The 20532-nt window shown below is 72.8% G+C and carries 18 protein-coding genes; 8 read left to right on the top strand and 10 right to left on the bottom strand.

Annotated features, from left to right (window positions below):
• Nucleotides 1-121 precede the first annotated feature (121 nt).
• From ABT381_RS13635 to ABT381_RS13625, 3 genes are all read right to left on the bottom strand, one after another.
• Entirely contained in the window at nt 122-988 is an 867-nt protein-coding gene (locus ABT381_RS13635) for an AraC family transcriptional regulator (protein ID WP_351592506.1), read from the bottom strand.
• Between the two features lie 105 nt (nt 989-1093).
• Nucleotides 1094-2221 (bottom strand): sensor histidine kinase, encoded by a 1128-nt coding sequence (locus tag ABT381_RS13630; RefSeq protein WP_351592492.1) that lies wholly within the window; start codon nt 2219-2221, stop codon nt 1094-1096.
• A complete protein-coding gene (locus tag ABT381_RS13625; RefSeq protein WP_351592503.1) occupies nt 2218-2883 on the bottom strand; it encodes a response regulator in 666 nt (221 codons plus the stop codon). Before ABT381_RS13625 ends, ABT381_RS13630 begins: the two co-directional genes overlap by 4 nt.
• Before the next feature lie 269 nt (nt 2884-3152).
• Between ABT381_RS13625 and ABT381_RS13620 the strand changes: the two genes are divergently transcribed.
• Nucleotides 3153-5666, top strand: coding sequence for a Pls/PosA family non-ribosomal peptide synthetase (locus ABT381_RS13620; protein ID WP_351592489.1), 2514 nt, complete (start codon nt 3153-3155; stop codon nt 5664-5666).
• A 30-nt stretch (nt 5667-5696) separates the two neighbouring features.
• Here the strand turns inward: ABT381_RS13620 and ABT381_RS13615 are convergent, their stop codons facing one another.
• Nucleotides 5697-6638, bottom strand: a complete 942-nt coding sequence (locus ABT381_RS13615) for a LysR family transcriptional regulator (protein WP_351592486.1) — start codon at nt 6636-6638, stop codon at nt 5697-5699.
• 67 nt (nt 6639-6705) lie between these two features.
• On the opposite strand from ABT381_RS13615, the gene ABT381_RS13610 reads away from it, so the two are divergent.
• The gene (locus ABT381_RS13610) at nt 6706-7983 is read left to right on the top strand and encodes an MFS transporter (RefSeq protein ID WP_351592483.1); all 1278 of its coding nucleotides are present in this window, start codon (nt 6706-6708) and stop codon (nt 7981-7983) included.
• 3 nt (nt 7984-7986) lie between these two features.
• Here the strand turns inward: ABT381_RS13610 and ABT381_RS13605 are convergent, their stop codons facing one another.
• From ABT381_RS13605 to ABT381_RS13590, 4 genes are all read right to left on the bottom strand, one after another.
• Entirely contained in the window at nt 7987-9186 is a 1200-nt protein-coding gene (locus ABT381_RS13605) for a serine hydrolase domain-containing protein (protein WP_351592500.1), read from the bottom strand.
• A gap of 202 nt (nt 9187-9388) precedes the next feature.
• Entirely contained in the window at nt 9389-11797 is a 2409-nt protein-coding gene (locus tag ABT381_RS13600) for a DHA2 family efflux MFS transporter permease subunit (protein WP_351592480.1), read from the bottom strand.
• 116 nt (nt 11798-11913) lie between these two features.
• A complete protein-coding gene (locus tag ABT381_RS13595) occupies nt 11914-12540 on the bottom strand; it encodes a TetR/AcrR family transcriptional regulator (protein ID WP_351592477.1) in 627 nt (208 codons plus the stop codon).
• A 202-nt stretch (nt 12541-12742) separates the two neighbouring features.
• Nucleotides 12743-13402: a 4'-phosphopantetheinyl transferase family protein gene (locus ABT381_RS13590; RefSeq protein WP_351592497.1), complete on the bottom strand. Its 660-nt coding sequence runs from the start codon at nt 13400-13402 to the stop codon at nt 12743-12745.
• A gap of 202 nt (nt 13403-13604) precedes the next feature.
• Between ABT381_RS13590 and ABT381_RS13585 the strand changes: the two genes are divergently transcribed.
• Nucleotides 13605-14120, top strand: a complete 516-nt coding sequence (locus ABT381_RS13585) for a DoxX family protein (RefSeq protein ID WP_351592474.1) — start codon at nt 13605-13607, stop codon at nt 14118-14120.
• Between the two features lie 60 nt (nt 14121-14180).
• Here ABT381_RS13585 and ABT381_RS13580 read toward each other — a convergent pair whose 3' ends face one another.
• Both ABT381_RS13580 and ABT381_RS13575 read right to left on the bottom strand, forming a co-directional pair.
• Nucleotides 14181-15392 (bottom strand): cytochrome P450, encoded by a 1212-nt coding sequence (locus ABT381_RS13580; protein ID WP_351592471.1) that lies wholly within the window; start codon nt 15390-15392, stop codon nt 14181-14183.
• Nucleotides 15393-15494: 102 nt separating this feature from the next.
• Nucleotides 15495-15686: a ferredoxin gene (locus tag ABT381_RS13575; RefSeq protein WP_351592468.1), complete on the bottom strand. Its 192-nt coding sequence runs from the start codon at nt 15684-15686 to the stop codon at nt 15495-15497.
• A gap of 255 nt (nt 15687-15941) precedes the next feature.
• Between ABT381_RS13575 and ABT381_RS13570 the strand changes: the two genes are divergently transcribed.
• The 5 genes from ABT381_RS13570 (at nt 15942) to ABT381_RS13550 (ending at nt 20502) form a co-directional block, all read left to right on the top strand.
• On the top strand, nt 15942-16403 hold the full coding sequence (locus ABT381_RS13570) for a MarR family winged helix-turn-helix transcriptional regulator (RefSeq protein WP_351592465.1): 462 nt from the start codon (nt 15942-15944) through the stop codon (nt 16401-16403).
• Nucleotides 16404-16481: 78 nt separating this feature from the next.
• Nucleotides 16482-17105 (top strand): hypothetical protein, encoded by a 624-nt coding sequence (locus tag ABT381_RS13565; protein WP_351592462.1) that lies wholly within the window; start codon nt 16482-16484, stop codon nt 17103-17105.
• Nucleotides 17102-17608, top strand: a complete 507-nt coding sequence (locus tag ABT381_RS13560) for an RDD family protein (RefSeq protein WP_351592459.1) — start codon at nt 17102-17104, stop codon at nt 17606-17608. The genes ABT381_RS13565 and ABT381_RS13560 overlap by 4 nt, the downstream gene beginning before the upstream one ends.
• 107 nt (nt 17609-17715) lie before the next feature.
• Nucleotides 17716-18201: a DUF1269 domain-containing protein gene (locus ABT381_RS13555; RefSeq protein WP_351592456.1), complete on the top strand. Its 486-nt coding sequence runs from the start codon at nt 17716-17718 to the stop codon at nt 18199-18201.
• A 171-nt stretch (nt 18202-18372) separates the two neighbouring features.
• Nucleotides 18373-20502 (top strand): winged helix-turn-helix domain-containing protein, encoded by a 2130-nt coding sequence (locus ABT381_RS13550; RefSeq protein ID WP_351592453.1) that lies wholly within the window; start codon nt 18373-18375, stop codon nt 20500-20502.
• The last annotated feature ends 30 nt before the right edge of the window (nt 20503-20532 follow it).

Raw genomic sequence — 20532 nt, 5'->3', positions numbered from 1 at the left:
GGCCGGGCCGACCAGCCCGGCCGCCCGCGCCCTGGTCGACCGCGCCCGCGCCATGCTGCGCTCCGGCGCCCGGCCGCCCGCCTCATAGCCGACGGCGGGTTCACCTCACGACGCCGCCCACTCAGACCTCCGTGCGCTCCACGGGGATCCACAGTTCCGCGTCCGCCTGCGCCCGGTCCGGCGACAGCCGGGTGCGCAGGATCTCCGGTCCCGGTCGGCTCCGGTACGGATTGGACGGGAACCACTGCGTGAACACGTCCCGCCACAGGTACTGGAGCGCCTGCGGGAACGGGCCGGAGTTCTCGAAGACGGCCCACGTCCCCGCCGGAACGGTGAGCGCGTCCAGGTCCTCGGGCACTTCGGATCGGGTCACCACGCCGTGGTAGTAGTCCAGTTCGGTGCCCTCGGCCCGGCTCGGGTCGAGGTCGTCGCTCACGGCGACGATCCCCTCCGGCTGCTGGTCGGACAGTGCGGTGATCCGCCGTATCGTCTCCTGGTCGATGCTCCGGATGAAGTCGGCGATCGACGGATTCATCCCTTCATGGACGAGCGGGACTCGGGCTTTCTTGCCGGCCACCCGGAACTGCTCCCTGTCCACGACCCGGTATCGCATGCTGCTGTTCCCTTCGATGATGAGGCGGAAGGACATCCGTGGCTGGGAGTGCAGCGCCGCACCGGTCCGTCTGGCCTCGCCGGGCCCCACGCCGTGCACGGCGCGGAACGCACGCGCGAACGCCTCGCCCGAGGTGTAGCCGTAGCGCACCGCGATCTCCAGCAGTGTCCGCTGCCCGGCGAGTACCTCGGCACCCGCGACGGTCAGCCGCCTGCGCCGGATGTACTCCGAGAGCGAGACCCCGGCCAGCGCGGAGAACATCCGACGGAAGTGATATTCGGACGTCATCGAGATCCGTGCCAGCTCGGACACCTCGATCCGCTGATCGAGATGCGCCTCGATGTGTTCCAGGGACTGGTTCAGCCGCTCCAGCACTCCTGCCTCCTTCCCTTCGACCACCACGTTAGGAAGGGACCACTGTGCCGGACCCGACATCCTGTGCCCGTTGCGGTCGGGTGCGGCGCCCCCGGCCGCGTACCCCTACGGCCCGACCGGGAGGGTCAGATGCAGCCGGAAGCCGCCGGCGGCCGTGGGGGCCGCGGTGACGGTGCCGCCGAGGAGTTCCGCGCGCTGGCGCAGGCCGATCAGGCCGTGGGAGGCGCTGGGCAGCGGCAGGGCCGGGCGGGTGGGCGCGGTGTTGGTGACGGTGGCGTGCAGGGTGCCGTCGTCGTGGTGGATGCGGACCGTCGCGGTGGCGCCCGGGGCGTGCTTGCGTACGTTGGTGAGGGCTTCCTGGACGGTGCGGTAGACGGCGCGCTGGACGGGCGGCGGGAGGCCGTCGGGCAGGTCGGTCCTCAGCTCGGCCTCGATGCCGCTGCAGCCCACCAGGCGTTGCAGATCGGCGAGGGAGGGCTGGGGAGTCAGCTCCGTGGGGCGGCTTCCGGAGGCACGCAGCACGCTGACCATGTGCCGCAACTCGTCCAGGGTCTGCACGCTGAGCCGCCGGATCGTGGCCGCCGCTTCCTTCACGGCGGGGTCGCGGGTGCCGACCTGGAGCGCCCCGGCCCGAACGGCGATCAGGCTGACCTGGTGGGAGACCACGTCGTGCATCTCCCGGGCGAGCTGGGCGCGTTCCTTCGCCAGCACGGTCTGCGCGATCAGCAGCCGCTCGTGGTCGCGCGCCTCGGAGATCTCGGCGAGCCGCAGCGACAGGTCGCGGCGGGCCTGGACGAGCTGGCCGAGGAAGACGGGCGCTGCGGCCATCGCCAGCTTGTAGCCGACGTGGATCAGGGTGGAGGTGTCCTGGTAGTCGTCGTACTCCGGGTACGGCCACGGCACGACGTGGCCCGCCACGACCGTCAGGGCGCAGGCGGCCAGGAGCAGGCGGCGGTGGGTGAGCGAGGCGAAGGTGTACAGCGCCGCCAGCGAGGCGTACTTCGCGTCGGCGATCACGAGGGCCGGCAGGGTGAGCACGAAGGTCGTGAGCGGCAGGCGGTGGCGCAGGGCGAGCGAGAAGGCGGCGAGCAGGGAGAACGCGGCGCCCCACGGCTCGTCCGGCTCGTAGTGGGCCCAGGCGTCCAGCAGGATGGCGGCGATGAGGGCGATGTCCAGCAACAGCACCGGCGGGCGGCGGGACTTCAGCGATGCCGGCAGGCGGCAGGCGTTCATGCGCCCTCCCCGCTCCGCGGCGGCCGCAGCAGCCCCGCGCGCTCGGCGAGCAGCGCCGCCTGGACGCGGCTGCTCACCCCCAGCTTGGTGAGGATGGCGCTCACGTGGTCCTTGACCGTGCCGGTGCTCAGGTGCATCTGCGTACCGATCTCGACATTGGAGAGCCCTTCGGCGATGAGGAGGAGTACGGCGCGCTCGCGGGCGGTCAGCCGGGCCACGCCGCGCACGGCGGGCGCGTCGGGGCCGCTGTCCAGGTAGCCGTTGACGACCGTCCGGGTGACCGTGGCGGACAGCACGACACCACCGGCGGCCAACGTGCGGACGAGGTGCGGGAGTTGTTCGGGGTCGGTGTCCTTCAGCAGGAAGCCGTCGGCTCCGGAGCGCAGCGCCGCCGCCACGTACTCGTCGGTGTCGAACGTGGTGAGCATGGCCACCACCGGCGGCTGCCGCAGCCGGCGCAGCTCGGTCAGGACGGTGAGCCCGTCCACGTCCGGCATGCGGATGTCGAGCAGTACGACGTCCGGCCGTAACTCCCGTACGGTCCGCACCGCTTGGCCGCCGGGGACCGCCGCCACGACCTCGATGTCGTCCGCCGCGCCCAGGATGTGCTGGAAGCCCGTACGGATCAGGGCCTCGTCGTCCACCACCAGTACCCGGATCACGCGTGCTCCGCTCACCCTCAGGCCACCGCCCGATGTGTACCACGCCGACTGCCTGCTTCCGGGTGCCCGCGGCCGGTTCCCGCCATGCGGCGGGGGCACTCCGGCCGGTCGGCGGGCTGCGCTCAGCCGGTCGGCGGGGCGGCACCGGCCGGTCGGCGGGGCGGCTCCGGAAACCTGGGGGATCGGTTCTGTCCCGTTTTCTCCGAAGACTGCGGAAGGCGCCACCTCGCCCTGCCCGCCCGCTCGATCGTCACTCTCAAGGAGTTCCAGTGGTGGGAAAGAATGTCCAGGTCTCGACAGCCGACCTGGACGCACCCGCAACCGTCCCACGCGTGTACGCCGCGCCGTCGGCCGGCACCGAGGGCCAGCTGGCCGAGGTGCTGGCGGGCGTCGTACACGTCGATCACGTGCCGCTCGACAGCCACTTCTTCGACGACCTCAGCGCCGACTCGCTGCTGATGGCCCAGTTCTGCGCCCGGGTCAGGAAGCGTCCCGACCTGCCGTCGGTGTCGATGAAGGACATCTACCGGTACCCGACGATCCGCAGCCTGGCGTCGGCGCTCGCGGAGCCCGCACCCGCGCCGGTGACCGGCGGGCCACCAGTGCCCTCACCGACGCCCCCGTCCGAGGCCGTGGCACCGGCCCGGGCCGGCACGCCGCAGTACGTCCTGTGCGGGGCGCTCCAGCTGCTGATCTTCCTCGGCTACACCTACCTCACCGCACTCGTCATCGCCCGCGGCTACGACTGGATCGCCGCCGGAGCGGGCCTGCTCGACGGGTACCTGCGGGCGGTCGCGTTCGGCGGCGCGGTCTTCGTCGCCGTGTGCGTCCTGCCGATCCTGGCCAAGTGGCTGCTCATCGGCCGGTGGACGGCACAGCGGATCCGCATCTGGAGCCCGGCGTACCTCCGGTTCTGGCTCGTCAGGACGCTGGTCCAGACGAACCCGCTGGTCCTGTTCGCCGGTTCGCCGCTCTACGTGCTCTACCTGAAGGCGCTGGGCGCGAAGATCGGGCGCGACGTCACGGTGCTCTCCAAGCACGTGCCCGTCTGCACCGACCTGCTCTCCGTCGGCGACGGCACGGTCATCCGCAAGGACGCGTACCTCAGCTGCTACCGGGCCGAGGCGGGCTGGATCCGGACCGGCCCCGTCACCCTCGGCAAGGACGTGTACATCAGCGAGGCCACGGTGCTCGACATCGAGACCTCGCTCGGCGACGGGGCGCAGCTCGGCCATGCCTCGTCGCTGCACGCCGGGCAGGCGGTGCCCGCCGGCGAGCGGTGGCACGGGACGCCCGGGCAGCCCACCGGGACGGACTTCCGCACCGTCGGCCCCGCCGACCTCCCCACGCGGCGCAAGGTGGTCTACAGCGTCACACAGCTGCTGACCGTGCTGATCGTGTACGTGCCGCTGGTGATCGGCGGCGTCGACCTGCTGCTCGCCGAGGCACCGCAGCTCACCGCGTTCCTGTCCGAACAGCCGCCGCCCGTCACGAGCTGGGCGTTCTACCGTGACGCGCTGGCCGCGTCGTTCGTGCTGTTCTTCGGCTCGCTGCTGCTCGGCCTGCTCCTCGTGTGCACCGTGCCCCGCCTGCTCCACCTTCTGGTGAAGCCGGACCGGGTCTATCCGCTGTACGGGTTCCACTACTCCGTCCACCGGGCGATCGCGCGGCTGAGCAACAACAAGTTCTTCCTGCGCCTCTTCGGGGACAGCTCGTACATCGTCCACTACCTGCGCGGCCTCTCGTACGACCTGTCCGAGGTCGAGCAGACGGGGTCGAACTTCGGCACGGACGTGAAGCACGAGAGCCCGTACCTGAGTTCCATCGGCACCGGCACCATGGTCGCCGACGGCCTCTCGCTCATGAACGCGGACTACTCCAGCACGTCCTTCCGCGTGACCCGGGTGACGATCGGTCCGCACAACTTCCTCGGCAATCAAGTCACTTACCCCTCGCGGGGGCGGACGGGGGACAACTGCCTGCTCGCCACGAAGGTGATGGTCCCCGTCGACGGGCCCGTCCGGGAGGGCGTCGGGCTGCTGGGCTCGCCCAGCTTCGAGATCCCGCGGACCGTCGAGCGCGACACGTCCTTCGACCACCTCAGGGACGGTGACGCGTTCCGCCGCCGGCTGCGGGCCAAGAACCGGCACAACCTCGTCACCCTCGGCTCGTTCCTGCTCGCGCGGTGGATCTACACCTTCGGCGTGCTCGCGGTCGGCTGGAGCGCCGTCGAGCTGTACTCCTCGTGGGGCGCGGCGGCGATCGCGCTGGCCACCCTGCTGACCCTGGTGTTCAGCGTCCTGTACACCGGGCTCCTGGAGCGCGCCAGTACCCGGTTCCGGCGGCAGGTCCCGCGCCTCTGCTCGATCTACCACCCGCACTTCTGGCAGCACGAACGCTTCTGGAAGCACCAGGCGATGGAGCTGCGGCTGCTCAACGGCACGCCGTTCAAGGGCCTGTTCTGGCGGCTGCTGGGCGTCCGCCTGGGGCGGCGGCTCTTCGATGACGGCGCCCGGATGCCGGAGCGGACGCTCGTCACGATCGGCGACGACTGCACGCTCAACGTGAGCAGCGTCATCCAGTGCCACTCCCAGGAGGACGGCACCTTCAAGTCCGACCACAGCACGCTCGGGAACGGCTGCACCCTGGGGACCGGCACCCTGGTCCATTACGGCGTGACGCTGGGCGACGGTGCGACGCTCGCCCCCGACTCCTTCCTCATGAAGGGCGAGGAGGTGCCCGCGCACGCACGCTGGGGCGGGAACCCGGCCCACGAGATGTGAGGGCGCCCGGCGGCGGACACCGCACTCGGCTCAGTCGTCGAACGTCGTGCCGAAGGCTTCCTGGGCGCGGCCGGTCACCAGGTCGGTGAAGGCCGTGACGAGCGGGGTGCGGGGGCGGTCGGTGATCCAGGTGAGGCCGACCGTCCGGTACGCGTCCGCGTCCGTGAGCGGCAGTTGGACCACGCCGGGGAGCACCGCGGGCGAGGACGGCAGGACGGAGACGCCGAGGCCGGCGGCCACCAGGCCGCGGATGGTCGCCACCTCGGCTCCCTCGAACGCCACCCGTGGGGTGAAACCGGCGGCGCCGCAGAGGTCGTTGACGAGCCGGCGCAGCCCGTACCCGTACGCCGCCATCACGAAGTCCTCCCCCGCCGCCTCCGCGATGTCCACCCGCCGCCGGGTCGCGAGGCGGTGGCCCGCCGGGACGACCAGCCGCAGCGGTTCGTGGGTGACGGCCCGGTGGCTGACGCCCGGCTCCTCGATCAGTGGTGAGGTCAGGCACAGGTCGACCTCGCCGGCCCGCAGCCGCTCCAGCAGGCCCTCGGGGTGGTCCTGGACCAGCCGGAAGCGGACGCCCGGATGGAGCGCGCGGAACCAGCGGACCAGCAGCGGCACCGGGGCCGTGCCGAGCGCGGGCAGGAAGCCGAGCGCCACCATGCCGGGCGCGTCCGTGTCGGCGCGCAGCTCTTCGTAGCCCGCGCCGATCTCCTCCAGGCCGCGCTCGACGCGGGCCAGGAAGGCGCGGCCCTGGCGGGTCAGCCGCATGCCGCGGCCCTCGCGGCCGAAGAGCCGGACGCCGACGGCCTCCTCGACCCGTACGACGCTGCGGCTGACGGTCGACTGCGGGGTGCGCAGCTCGTCGGCCGCCGCCGAGAGGTGTTCCAGCCGGCCGACGGCCGCGAAGCGCGTCAGGTCGGGGCAGAGCTGCGCGAGAGGGTCGCCCGGGGCACCGTGTTCCACGCTTCGTTCCATATGTGGATCGTATTCTCCACTCCGATGCATTTGATGCAACAGAACTCCGGTACCTACGGTCGAAGGCGTGATCGAACGCAGTACCGTCTCCGAAGCCTCCGCCACTCCCCCGCACGGTGATCCTCCGGCCGCCGCCCATTCCCGCGGCACCCCCGGTTTCCGGCGGGCCACCCTGGCGCTCTTCGCCGCCGGGCTGACCACCTTCATGACGCTGTACTGCGTCCAGGCGCTGCTGCCGGCGCTCTCCGCCGACCTGCACCTCTCCCCCGCCGCCTCGTCGCTGACCGTCTCGGTGTCCACCGCCGCGATGGCGATCGCGGTGGTCCCGCTGACCGCCCTGTCCGACGCCTGGAGCCGGACGGGCATGATGACGCTCTCGCTCACCGCGGCCGCCGTGCTCGGCATCGCCGCCGCGTTCGCGCCCGGCTTCGGCGTACTGCTGGCGATCCGCGTCCTGGAGGGGCTGGCGCTGGCCGGACTGCAGGCCACGGCGATGTCGTACCTCTCGGAGGAGGTGCACCCCGAGTCGCTGGGCCAGGCCATGGGCCTGTACGTGGCGGGCAACGGCATCGGCGGCATGATCGGCCGGCTGCTCGCCGACGGCGTGCTGGAGGTGACGGGCAGCTGGCGCTGGGCCATCGGCGCGGTGGGCGTCGCCGCCGCCCTGTGCACGCTCGTCTTCCGCCGGACGATCCCGGCCTCGGTCCGCTTCGTGCCCCGTGAGCCGCGCGTCCGCGCGCTGGCGTCGGGCATCGGCCGCGCGTTCCCGGACAGCGGCCTGCTGCGCCTCTACCTGATCGGCTTCCTGGCCATGGCCGGCTTCGTCACGGTCTACAACTACCTGGGCTTCCGGCTGGTCGCGCCGCCCTTCAGCCTGTCCCAGGGCACCGCGGGGCTGCTCTTCATCGCGTACATCGCGGGCTCGTTCTCCTCCGCCGCAGCCGGCCGTCTCGTGGACCGGCGCGGCCGGCCGGTGGTGCTGTGCGCCGCCCTCGTGGTGACGCTGGCCGGGCTGGCCCTGATGCTCGTGCCGAGCCTCGGCGCGATCTTCCCCGGCCTGGTGGTCTTCACCGCGGGATTCTTCGCCGCGCACGCGGTGGCCAGCGGCTGGGTGGGCAGCCGGTCCACCGTGCTGGGCGCCCAGGGCGCCGCGGTGTACCTGTTCTTCTACTACATCGGCAGCGCCATCGGCGGCTCGGCGGGCGGCCTCGCGTACTCCTCCGGGGCGTGGGGCGGCGTGACCGGGTACTGCGCCTGCCTGGTGGCGGTCGCCCTGATCGCCGGTGTCACGCTGCGCGGCCTGCGGGCGTCGCGCCGCGCCGCGCCGCAGACCCGTCGGCCGTAGGGGTCACTCCCCGCGCTCGCCGAGCGCCGGGGCCGCGTACACCGCTTCGACCAGCTTGAGGTTGCGGACATCGCCGCCGGTCGTGCTGCCGCCGAACTTGTTCATCGTGTACGCGTAGGACAGCCGGTTCTCGGGGTCGGCGAAGGCCAGCGAGCCGCCCGCGCCGCCGTGGCCGAACGTGCCGGGGTTGGGGCCGAGGAAGCCGAAGCCGTTGAGCATGTACCCGGCCGCCCAGGCGAACGGCAGCCGCTCCGGGGCCGCCGCGCTGAGCACCAGGTCGATCTCGTCGCCGCGGCTCTGCCGCGCGCGCATCGCCGCCAGCGTGCCGGCGCCGACCAGCTCGCCGTTGGCGAGGGCGCGGTAGACCGTGGCCAGGCCGCGCGCGGTGGCGTTGCCGTTGGCCGCGGGGATCTCGGCACTGCGGCACGGGGCGCTGTTCACGTCCCCGAGGGGCAGATGCCCCATGGCCACGGCCAGGCCCGCCAGAGGATGCGCGTCCAGCGACCGGATCGGCCCCTCGGGCATCCCGGGGAACATCGCACGCAGGGTGCCGCCCCCCTCGGGCCCGATCATCTCGGCGCAGCGGGCGTGCTCGGCTTCGGGAGTGCCGATGTACAGGTCGGCGCCGAGCGGTTCGGTGATCTCGGTGCGCAGGAAGGTGCCGAGCGAGGTGCCGGTGATACGGCGGACGAGCTCGCCGACCAGGAAACCGAAGCTGACGGCGTGATAGCCCTGGGCGGTGCCGGGCTCCCACCACGGTTCGGTGGCGGCCAGCACGGCGCAGGTCTTCTCCCAGTCGTAGACGTCCCCCGGGGCCAGACGCTCGCGCGGCGCGATGAGGCCGGCGCGGTGGGAGAGCAGCCAGCGCACCGGTATGTCGCCCTTGCCCTCCTGGGCGAACTCCGGCCAGTAACGGGAGACGGGCGCGTCGAGGTCCAACTCCCCGCGGTCGACGAGCAGATGGGCGCAGAGCGCGGTCATGCCCTTGCCGGTGGAGTAGACGTTGACCAGGCTGTCCCGCTCCCACGGGCGGCTGTGGGCGGCGTCGGCGTGCCCGCCCCACAGGTCCACGACGAACTCTCCGTCGACGGTCACCGCGAGCGCGGCGCCGACCTCGCCGCGCTCGGCGAAGTTGCGCGCGAACTCCTCGCGGACGTTCTCGAAACCGGGGGCACAGATGCCCTGCACGACTGCTGTCACGATTCCTCGCCTCTCACCGGACACGCCATGGAGTTAATAGTTGCCTACGGCAACCTAACCCGGTAGCCGGACCGCGTCCAGCGTCCAACGCCCAACGCCCGTACGGCGAAGGGGAGGACACCGGCAGCGCGCCGATGCCCTCCCCTGTGCCCGTCTGTGCCCGTCGAAGGCAGTTCCGAAGGACCCTGTGGTCAGTCCCTGGGGGTCAGTCCCCGTGGGAGAGGATGATGTCGAAGCCGTCCTCGCCCTGCTCGGTCACCGTCAGCGGGGTGGCCGCCGGCGGATAGCCGCTGGCCACGACCGTGTACTCGCCGCCCACCAGGTCCGTGAAGGCGTACGCGCCGTCCGGGCCCGTCGTGCGGACCGCCACCACGTTGCCCGCCGGGTCCAGCAGCGAGACGCGGGCCTCGCCCAGCGGCGTACCGGCGCCGTTGTGCACCGTGCCGCTGAGGGTGGCCGCGGGCTGCAGTACCGCGTCCTGACGGGTCGGCACGCCGCCGGAGACCTCGACGATGCTCGCGTACGGCTGGAAACCCGCCGCGCTCGCCGTCAGGGTGTACACGCCCGGCACGAGCGAGGCCAGGCGGTAGCCGCCGTCCTCGCCGGAGGAGGACGATTCGATCACGTCACCGCGCTCGTCGGTGGCCACGACCAGGGCGCTGGGCACCGGCGTCGAGCCGGTCCGCACCGTGCCCTCCAGGCCGCCGGTCCCGGCGAGCATCAGGTCGAAGGCGACCGGCTCGGCGCCGATGGCCAGGGTGGCCACGCGCGGCTGGTGCCCGGCGGCCGCACCGACGAGTACGTAGCTGCCGGCGGCCGGGGTGGCCATGGCGTACCGGCCGTCCGCCGCTGCCGTGGCGCGGCCGAGCTGGCTGCCGTGGGAGTCGATCAGCGTGACGGCGGCCGCCGGCACGGGCGCGCCGACCGCGTCCAGCACCCGGCCGTGCACGGAGGGACCGTCCGGCGTCGCGACCGCGGCGGTCACGGGGGTCGGCTCCGCCTCGGGCGTCGCCGTGGCCGCGTCGGCCACGGGAAGCTCGGCCGTGTCGTGCGCGGCGCCGTGCCGGCCGTGGCCATGACCGTGGTGTTCGTGGTGCTCCGGCTCCACCGGCACGGCGGGGCCGTGGTCGGCGACGGCCTTGCCCCTGCGGTACAGCAGCGCCGTGATGACCAGGCCGGCGGCGAAGAAGGCGGCGGCCCACCAGTACGCGACGTCATAGCTGTGCAGGGCGGCTTCGGCCTGGTTCAGCCTGGTCGGCTTGCGGTCCGCGAGGTAGTCGGTGACGGCGCTGGCGGCCATCGTGTTGAACAGCGCGGTGCCGATCGAGCCGCCGACCTGCTGCATCGTGTTGACCGTCGCCGAGGCGACGCCCTGGTCGCTGGGCGCGACGCCCAGCGTGGCCAGGCTCATCGCGGGCGGCATGACCATGCCGAGGCCGAAGCCCATCACCAGCAGCGGCGGCAGGACGTGCGCGGCATACGTGCTGTCCAGGTCCAGCCGGGTCAGCCAGACCATGCCGGCCCCGGCGAACAACATGCCCAGCGGCACGATCGGCTTGGGGCCGATCTTGGGCACGAGGATGTTCATCGACAGCTGTGCCATCACCATCAGCATGCCGACCATGGGCAGGAAGGCGAGGCCGGTCTTGACCGGCGTGTACTCCAGGGTCTGCTGCAGGTAGTACGTCAGGAAGAGGAAGACCCCGAACATGCCGGAGCCGGAGACGAACACGGATATGAAGGACGCAGCGCGGTTGCGGTCACGCAGCACGCGCAGCGGCAGCAGCGGGTGCCCGGCGCGCGTCTCCCACAGGAAGAAGGCGAGGAGCAGCACGCCCCCGGCCGCGAGGAAGGCCCAGCACATCCAGTGGCTCCAGGCGTGCGTCTCGGCGTTGGAGAAGCCGAAGACGATGCCGAAGAGCCCGGCCGCCACGAGCAGCGTGCCGAAGAGGTCGAGCCGGGGCCGTGCGCTGGGCGCGGGGCGGCGGACGAAGATCAGCGCGCCGATGACCGCCACGACGGCGATGGCGAGGTTGACGTACAGGGTCCAGCGCCAGTCCAGGTGCTCGGTCAGTACGCCGCCGAGCAGCAGTCCGATGGCGCCGCCGGAACCGGCGATCGCACCGAAGATGCCGAACGCCTTGGCGCGCTCCTTGGCGTCGGTGAACGTCGTCGTGAGCAGGGACAGCGCGGACGGCGCCAGCAGCGCGCCGAACAGGCCTTGCAGCGCCCGGCCGACGACCAGCATCGAGAAGCCGTTGGCCGCACCGGCCAGTGCCGAGGACCCGGCGAAGCCGACCAGACCGATCAGCAGCGTCGTCTTCCGTCCGAAGAGGTCGGCGAGCCGCCCGCCGAGCAGCAGCAGGGAGCCGAAGGCGAGGGAGTAGGCGGTGACGACCCACTGCCGGCCGTCGTTGTTGAAGCCCAGGTCGCGCTGGGCGGACGGGAGGGCGATGTTCACGATGGTGGCGTCCAGCACCACCATCAGCTGGGCGAGGCCGATGACGGCCAGCACCCACCAGCGGTGGGGGGTGTGCCCCGTCGCCCGGCCGCCGGACGGCGCCTCGGCCGGCTGCCCGGCGTCGGCGCCTGCATCGACACGGGTGGAGGTCATACGGAGTCCTTCGGATCTTCCGGGGCCCGGTGCTCCTCTTCCGGGGTCCTCGGGGATGGTTCTCGTGCGTGCCGCCCGGCGTCGCGCGCGGGCGGCAGAGCCTGTGTCACGGGCTCTCAGGTCCGCAGCAGGGCGGGAAGCAGCACGGCGTCCAGGTAGCGCGTGAGGTACGCGGCGTCCGCGGGGCGTTGCTCGATCATCGGGCGCGCGAAGACGGCGCCGGACAGTGCGTGCGGGAAGAAGGGGATCGCCGGGCAGCCGGGGTCGACCTCGCCGCGGGCGACCGCCCGGTCGAGCATCGCCTGCATCACCTCCAGTTCGGGTTCGATCAGGGCCGTGTGCATGGCCTCGGCCAGCTCCGGATCCCTGTGCACGGCGTGCGTGATGCCGCGCATCAGGTCGATGTCCTTCTTGGCGTCCCCGATCCGCCGGGCGAGCTCGTGCACGTCACCGCGGAGCGAACCGGTGTCCAGGTCCTCCAGCGAGAACGGCCGCAGATGGCGCAGCGCGGCGCACACCAGCCGGGGTTTCCCGTGCCAGCGGCGGTACAGCGTGGCCTTGCTGCACCGGGAGCGGGCGGCGACGGCGTCCAGGGTGAGGTTCTCGTACCCGACCTCGCGCACCAGGTCCAGGACCGCGGCGTACAACTCGCTCTCGCGCTCCGGCGAGAGCCGCGTCCGCCGCGCTGCCCCTTCGCCGTGACGCGGCGCGGGGGCGGCGGACGGCGGCGTGGTGACGGACATGCCCACCCCGAACAACGGATCGAAACTGTTTCGTACTCTTAGGCTCTTTCGAGCGTACGCCCCGCTCCGATCGAAACGCAAACGTACCGATAGTCACTCCTGTGACCTGCGGTTCCGTGACTTCGTGACCCGTATGCTCCCTTTTGGGTCCCCTACCAGGCTGCGCCCACGCACGCCGCCCCGCATCCGCTGCCGTACGGCGTCAGGCAGGCAGCACGACGGCCGTCGTCACCAGCCCCGATCCGATCAGCCACCGGCCGCTGAAGCCGGTGAGCTCCCGGCCCCGGACGACCGGCCCGGGGACGAGGAGGCGGGCGGTGAAGGTGGCGTCCGTCGGGTCGAGGGTGAGGTGCGCGTCCTCGAAACCGAGCCAGCGGCGGGCGAGCGGGTACCAGGCTTTGTAGACGCTCTCCTTCGCGCTGAAGATCAGCCGGTCCCAGCAGACCTCGGGCATCAGCTCGGCCAGCCCGGCCAGTTGGGCCCGCTCCTCGGGGAGGGTGACCAGCTCCAGTACGCCCGGATCGGCCACCGGCTCGTGCGGCTCCGCGTCCAGGCCCAGGGTCAGCACGTCCGTGGCGCGAGCGACCGCGGCAGCGCGGTAGCCGGTGCAGTGGGTGAGCGCCCCGACGACGCCGGCCGGCCAGCGCGGCGCGCGGTCGGGCCCCGGCAGCAGGGGCGCGGGGGCGAAGCCCAGGCGGGCGAGCGCGTCGCGGGCGCAGCCGCGCACCGTACCGAATTCCTGCTGCCGCTTCGGTACCGCGTCGGCCACCAGGGCCCGTTCCTCGGGGAACATCTCCGACACGGGGGCGTCGTGGAAGGCCTCGGCCGTGATCACGGGGGCGGGCAGCAGCTTGTCGATCAGGCGGGGGGCCCGGTCCTCCGGGGACGGTCCGGTGGGCGGGCCGGCGTCGTCGGCGGGGAGGGCGCGGATCTCGTAGGTCACGACTGAAGTAAAGACGGTGCCGGGCGGAGAGTGAAGGGCGGCCGGAGCGGTGGTTGCCCCATCCGAGGGGCGCGGGCGAAAGCGAGGGATGAGGTCCGGCCCGAAGGGGCACTCGTGGGCCATGCTTGTACTGCGACTTCTCGCCCGGCCCATGCTGGCCTCGACCTACGTCATCCAGGGCTTCCAGACCCTGCGTAACCCCGAGCCCCTGGTCCCGGCCGCCGAGCCGGTTGCCCAGCCGATCGCCCAGCGCATCCCCGGCCTGCCGGAACAGACCGAGCAGCTCGTCCGGATCAGCGGCGGCGTCCAGCTGGTGGCCGGCTCCCTGCTGGCGATCGGCCGCTTCCCACGGGCGTCCGCGCTGGCCATCGCGGCCACGCTGGTGCCCACGACCCTCGCCGGGCACCGGTTCTGGGAGGCGGAGGACGAACAGACGCGCACCCAGGAGCGCATCCAGTTCCTCAAGAACCTCTCCATGCTCGGCGGGCTGCTCATCGCCTCGGCGGACACCCACGGCAAGCCGTCCCTCGCCTGGCAGGGCCGGCACGCGGCACAACAGGCCCGCCGCGAGGCGGCGCTGCGCGCCCGCACGGCCCGCAAGACGCACAAGATCAGCAGCCGGCTGCCGGTCGGCTGAGCACGAGGCCGTATGGCGCGGGACCGGTCAGCCGTTCACCGGCTGACCGGCAGCGCCGTTTCACCAGCTGACGGGCAGCTCGTGCACGCCGTAGACGGCCATGTCCGTACGGAACGGCACCTCTTCCAGCGGCCGGTCCAGCCGGAGGCCCGGGAACCGCCGCAGCAGCGCCGGATAGGCGAGCTGCAGCTCGATACGGGCGAGGTTCTGGCCCAGGCACTGGTGCGGGCCCGAGCCGAACGCCAGGTGCGCGCGGGCCGACCGGTCCACGTCCAGGCGGTCGGGGTCGGCGAAGACCTCCGGGTCCCGGTTGGCCAGGTCGCCCGCGCAGATCAACGCCTCGCCCGCCCGGATGAGCTGCCCGCCGACCTCGATGTCCGCGACGGCGACGCGGCGCCGCCCCATGTGCGTGATCGTCAGGTACCGCAGCAGCTCCTCGACGGCGTTCGCCACGCGCCGCGGGTCGCCGTCCCGGACCGCGGCCAGCTGGTCGGGGTGCTGGAGCAGGGCACACGTACCGAGCGCGATCATGTTGGCGGTCGTCTCGTGCCCCGCGACCAACAGCAGCCGGGCCTGCTTGGCACACTCGTCGACCGTGCTCTCGCCGGTGTTCAGGTACTGGGTGGCCAGGCGGCTGAGGAGGTCGTCGCCGGGATTCGCGGCCTTGGACTCGACGAGCTTCCCGAGGTAGTCGGTCAGTTCCCGGGACGCGGCGAGGGCGGCCTCGGGGTCGCTGCGGGTGTCGATGAGTACGGCGCTGGCGCGCTGGAAGAAGCCGTGGTCCTCGTACGGCACGCCGAGCAGTTCGCAGATCACCAGCGACGGCAGCGGCAGCGCGAACGCGGTGACCAGGTCGGCCGGCGGGCCCGCCTGTTCCATGGCGTCGAGCAGGTCGGTGATGATGCGCTCGATGCGGGGGCGCAGTGCCTGCGTGCGCTTGATGGTGAAGTCGCCGGTGAACCGGCGCCGCTGGGCGTTGTGTTCGGGCTCGTCCATCGTGATGAACGTGCGGTTGTCGGCGCGGGTGGCCGCTGCGGCGGCGCTGAGGCTGGGGTAGCCGGGGCGCTCGTTGTCCGCGCTGATACGGGGGTCGCGCAACACCGCGACCTGGTCCTCGTGCCGGGTCACCAGCCATGCCGTCGACCCGTTCCACAGCGACACACGGGTCACCGGGGCCTGCGCGCGCAGCTCTTGGGACGCGGGCGGCGGGTCGAAGGGGCAGCCGGTGGCGCGTTGCGTGGTGAAGGCGGGCGCTTCGGGGGCCTGGGTCATCGTTGTCCTTCCACGGTGGGGCGGGGCAGGAGCGGATGGTGACGACGGGTCGGTTCAGGAGCCGATGGGGACGAGAGGTCGGCGGTCGCTGCTGACGGTGGATCAGGCGAGGGTGATGGCCGCCGCGGGGCAGATCTGCGCCGCCTCCGTGACGGCCGCGCGCTGCCGCTCCGGCGGCTCGGCGTCCAGCAGGACCACCACGCCGTCCTCGTCACGCTGGTCGAACACCTCGGGCGCGACCAGCACACACTGTCCGGCACCGCAGCACTTGTCCTCGTCGATGGTGATGCGCACGGCTTCTCCCTTGGGAAACGGCGGAACGGGGTTGGCGCTTGACGCTTTCCTGGGCAGGTACCGACCTCCTTCAGGCAGCCCTCGCCCGCGCCTTACTTAACAAAAGTAACTACGTGCTGCCGACGGTAACACCGAGATCACCGCGCGGGAATCCCGTACTTCCACCCGGTCCATGCAATGGGCACGTTTTCCGCCAACCCGCCCCCGGGCGTCCCGCCGGGTCCATCCATCCCGTCCGTACGACATGATCGGGGCGTGGACCACACCGAATCCCCCGACCGGGCCCCGATGAGCGACCTGTACGCGTCCCTCTCCGGACTCGCCTACGTAATGGCCGGAAACCGCACGCACAAGCGGCTCCGTTCGGAGTCGGGTGTGGCCGTCGACCGCGGATCCCTCGCCCTCCTGCGCGCGCTCGCGACGGCCCCCTCCCCCTTGCGCCTGGGCGAGCTGGCGGAGGCCCTGATGGTCAAGGCCCCTCACGTCACCCGGGAGGTCCGGCGCCTGGAGGACCAGGGCCTCGTCACGACCGCGCCCGAGCCCGGCGACCAGCGGGTGCGCCGGGCCGGGATCACCGAACAGGGCCGGGACGTCGTACTGCGCGCCGAGGCGACGGGGCGGCAGTGGCTCGCCGACGCGCTGGACGGCTTCTCGGAGGACGAACTGCGCACGACCGCCGCGGTGATCGACCGGATCGTGGACGTGTACCGGAACTGAGAGCGCGGTTTCCGGCCCCGGGTCCGTTCACCCGTTACGGAGGAGGCCGGGCCCTGCCGGGTGTGCTGCGATGCCGGTGTGAAGGAACACACCGGCGGCTGGGCCGTCACCTGGGGCCGGGCCGCGGCACGGTGGCTCGTACCGGCGGGTGTGGCACAAGTGGCGGAAAGTGTCCAGGAGTTGGCCCGTACGACGGTCCGGGTGACGCTCCGTACGACGGTCCGGGCAGTGGTCCGTACGGTGCTGAGCCCCGTGCTCGAGCAGCTGGACCTGGACGCGGTGGTAGCTCGGGTGGACCTCGACGCGGTGGTGGCCCGGGTGGATGTCGACGCCGTCGTGGCCCGGGTGGATCCCGATGCCGTGGCGGACCGGGTCGATGTCCGCAGGATCGCCGACCGGGTCGACATCGACGCGATAGTGGCGCGGATCGACCTGGTCGGACTCACCCAGCAGGTGCTCCGGGAGATCGACCTGGTAGCACTCACCGAGCAGGTGCTCCAGGAGATCGACGTGGGCCGGGTCGTGCGGGAGACCGGCGGCGGGATGGCCGAGGAGACCGTCGACGCGTTCCGCGTCCAGGCCATCCGTGCCGACCGCTTGGTGAACCGCGCCGCCGGCCGGCTGCTGCGCAGGGGCGGCGACGGCACCCCACCGGAGCTCCCAGGGCCGGGCCCGCCCGCGAAGGGCGACGCGCCGCCGTGACCGAGTCCGGGCGGCAGTACGACCCGTTCCGGATGCAGGGGCGGGCGGCGGGACTTGTGTCCCGTACCGCCGCCGCGCTCGTCGACACGTTCGCCGTACTCGGCATCGGGCTCGCCGCGCTGCTGGCCGCGGGGGCCGTGCGCTTCATGGTCACGGGACCGCCGTTCGCGATCCCCGACCTGCCGCCCCGGGCCAGTACCGCGTGCGGTGCCGCCCTCGCGGTCGGCTATCTCGCGGGAAGCTGGCTGACGGCCGGCCGTACGGCCGGGGCCCGGCTGATGGGGCTGCGGGTGGCCGCGCGGTCGGGACGGCCGCTCGGCGCCGGCCGCGCCCTGCTGCGGGCGGCGCTGTGCGTCGCCTTCCCGTGGGGCCTGCTCTGGATACCGGTCAGCCGGCACGGCAGGTCGCTCCAGGACCTCGTGGTGGCCAGCGTCGTCGTCCACGACTGGCACGGGCAGCGCGGACCGCCGGACCGGCACCTGCCGGACCAACACCTTCCGTGACGGCACCGGGCGGGCCGGCCCGGGCGTACTTCACCCGTTCCGGGTGACGCGGACCGGCGCGCGCGGCGGCTCAATGGGACGCCGGATCCGTTCCGTAGGAGGCTGCGATGACCGATCTCGTCGTACTCGGTTTTTCCGACAAGGAGAAGGCCGAGGCCGTCATGCGGCTCGGCAAGGAACTCTCCCGCCAGGAGCTGCTCGACCTGGAGGACGCCGCGCTGGCGTGGCGGACGCAGGACGGCAAGATCCATGTGGAGCAGACGTACCACACCACCGCCGCCGGGGCGGCCAGCGGCGCCCTGTGGGGAACGCTGTTCGGGATGCTGTTCCTGATGCCCGTCTTCGGCGCGGCCGTCGGCGCCGCCTCGGGCGCGGCCATCGGCAAGCTCACCGACGTCGGCGTGAACGACAAGTTCATCAAGGACGTGGCCGGGACGCTGGAACCCGGGCGCGCCGCGGTGTTCGCCCTCGTACGGCGGTCCACGCCGGACCGGGTGCGGGAGGCGCTGCGCCCGTTCAACCCCACCGTCATCCGTACCTCGCTCACCAAGGACCGTGAGGAGGAACTGATCTCCGCCCTCCAGGGGACCTGACCGACTCACCAAAGTGACCGGGCGGCACCCGGCCGGTTGAGGAAGGCGGTACGGCTCCCGGAGTGAGATGCGTCGGCGCGGGCTGCCACGCGCAGGAAAGGACGGCACACTCGTCGGCACTCGTCGGACGCATCCGCTCCGAGAGCGACACCGCGAAGCGAGGGGCCGGCGATGGGCGAGTCCCCGGACACCCGGCTCGTCCCCCGGCCCCGGCTGGTGGAACGGCTCTCCGCCGGTGTACTCGGACCACTGACCGTGCTGATCGGCCCGCCGGGAGCCGGCAAGTCGGCCCTTCTGACGCAGTGGGCGCACGCGGGCACCGCACCGGGCCCCGTGGCCCGCGTGACGTGTGATGACGCCCCGGAGCCGCCGGGCCTCTTCTGGGCGCGGGTGACAGGGGCGTTGGGGGCGGCGGGCGTTGCGGTACGGGACGGGGACGCGGTACCGGACGGAAGTCCGTGGCCTGGTTCGGCGTGGCGTCCGTCCGGCCCCGCACGGCCCGCTCCCGCACGGCCCGGTTCCGCGTGCGGCGGCCTCGCGACGGCCGCCCGGCTCGCCGAGGCGCTCAGGGCCCGGCGCGAGCCGGTGGTGCTGGTGCTGGACGGTTTCCGGCCGGGTGCCGGTTCGCCGTGCGCCGCCGGGGTGTCGTACCTGCTCACGCACTCCGGCCGGGCGCTGCGGCTGGTGGTGGCGGCGCGCGGGGACCCGCCGCTGCACCTCCACCGGCACCGCCTCGCCGGCGACCTCGCCGAACTCCGCACCGGCGCGCTGGCCTTCGACGACCGGGAGACGGCGGCGCTGCTCGCGCTCCACGGCGTCGCACTCCCCCGCCCCGCCGTGGCGTCGCTGCGCAAGCGCACGGAGGGCTGGGCGGCGGGGCTGCGGCTCGCCGCCCTGGCCCTGGCGCGGCAGCCCGATCCGGAGCGGTACGCGACAGGGTTCAGCGGCACGGACGACGCGGTCGTCGGCTACCTCGTCGAGGAGTTACTGGACGGGCAGCCGTCCGAAGTGCGCGGCCTGCTCCTGGCGACGAGCATTCTGGACCGGGTGAACGCGGCGCTGGCCGCCGCGGTGGCGGGCGACCGGGCGGGCCGGCACTTCGCCACCGTGGCCGGCGCGCACGCGTCCCTCGAAGCGTGTGGGCACGGCTGGTACCGGTACCACCGCATGACCGGCGAGGCGCTGCGCCGCCGGCTGCTCGAGGAACGCCCGGGGCAGGTCGCCGAACTGCACCGCCGGGCAGCGGCCTGGCTGAGCGACAACGGCCCGCTCTCCGAGGCGGTACGCCACGCACTCGCCGCGGACGACCGGCCGTACGCGCACCGGCTGATCGTCCACCAGCTGGCGATAGGCCAGGTACTGGGCCTGACGGCGACCCGGCTGCCGCACGCCGCAGCCGCACTCACCACCGCAGCCGCCGCCCCGGCCGACGGCAGCCCCGAAACGGCACTCGTCGCCGCGGCGAGCGCGCTGTCGCACGGTGACGCGACGGCCTGCGCCACGGCCCTGACGCAAGCGGAGCGCCTGCTCGCCGGACCGGCGACGTCCGCCGACCACGCCGTCCGGACCCGGCTCCGCCTCACGCACGCGGTGATCCGTACGCAATTGGAGCGCACCCGGGACCCGGCGGCGGCGCCGGACGCGGCGGCCGAGGCACAGCGCCTCTTCGCCCTCCTCCCCCGCGAGGCCCTGGCGGACCGCCCCGAACTGCGCGCGCTGATCCAGCTGGTCCGCGGCGGTGCCGAGCTGCGGCGCGGGCGGCTGTCGGCGGCGGAGAGCGCGCTGACGGCAGGGCTCAGGGCGGCCGGTGCCGCGGGAAACGGGGCGCTGCGCCGGGACTGCCTCGTCGAACTCGCCCTCCTGGAAGCGTTACGCGGGCGGTTCCGCGCCGCCGCCGAACTCGCCGCGATCGCGCAGCGGCCCCCGCTGCCCGCCTGCTCGCCCACGGAACCCTCGCACGCCGCGCTCCAGATGGTCCGCGCCTGGACCGGCCCGGCCCACAACGGTGCGCCCCCGTCCCCGGCCCACAACGGGGCGTCCCCGACGCGCAATGGTGCGTCCCCGGCAGGCGACGACGGCACCGCCCGGCAGCCGGCCGTGGCGCTCAGCAGGCGCGAACTCGACGTACTGGCCCAACTGGCGCGCACGATGGCCACGGACGAGATCGCCGCCGAACTCCAGCTGTCGGTCAACACCGTCAAAACGCACCTGAAGAGCGTCTACCGCAAGCTCTCTGTGAGCCGCCGCACCGCCGCGGTCCGCCGCGCCCGCGAACTGGGCCTTCTCCCCCACCCCAATTGACCCGCCCCCGATACGGCCCCCGATACGACG

Source organism: Streptomyces sp. NPDC000151 (assembly GCF_040301705.1).
Classification (GTDB): Bacteria; Actinomycetota; Actinomycetes; order Streptomycetales; family Streptomycetaceae; genus Streptomyces.
This window is presented reverse-complemented; position numbering and strand designations above follow the sequence as displayed.

Excerpts from the sequence above, each read along its gene's own strand:
- ABT381_RS13630 (WP_351592492.1), bottom strand. The coding sequence starts at position 2,221 with ATGAACGCCTGCCGCCTGCCGGCATCGCTGAAGTCCCGCCGCCCGCCG.
- ABT381_RS13615 (WP_351592486.1), bottom strand. The coding sequence starts at position 6,638 with ATGGAACGAAGCGTGGAACACGGTGCCCCGGGCGACCCTCTCGCGCAG.
- ABT381_RS13600 (WP_351592480.1), bottom strand. The coding sequence starts at position 11,797 with ATGACCTCCACCCGTGTCGATGCAGGCGCCGACGCCGGGCAGCCGGCC.
- ABT381_RS13595 (WP_351592477.1), bottom strand. The coding sequence starts at position 12,540 with ATGTCCGTCACCACGCCGCCGTCCGCCGCCCCCGCGCCGCGTCACGGC.
- ABT381_RS13585 (WP_351592474.1), top strand. The coding sequence starts at position 13,605 with ATGCTTGTACTGCGACTTCTCGCCCGGCCCATGCTGGCCTCGACCTAC.
- ABT381_RS13580 (WP_351592471.1), bottom strand. The coding sequence starts at position 15,392 with ATGACCCAGGCCCCCGAAGCGCCCGCCTTCACCACGCAACGCGCCACC.
- ABT381_RS13555 (WP_351592456.1), top strand. The coding sequence starts at position 17,716 with ATGACCGATCTCGTCGTACTCGGTTTTTCCGACAAGGAGAAGGCCGAG.
- ABT381_RS13550 (WP_351592453.1), top strand. The coding sequence starts at position 18,373 with ATGGGCGAGTCCCCGGACACCCGGCTCGTCCCCCGGCCCCGGCTGGTG.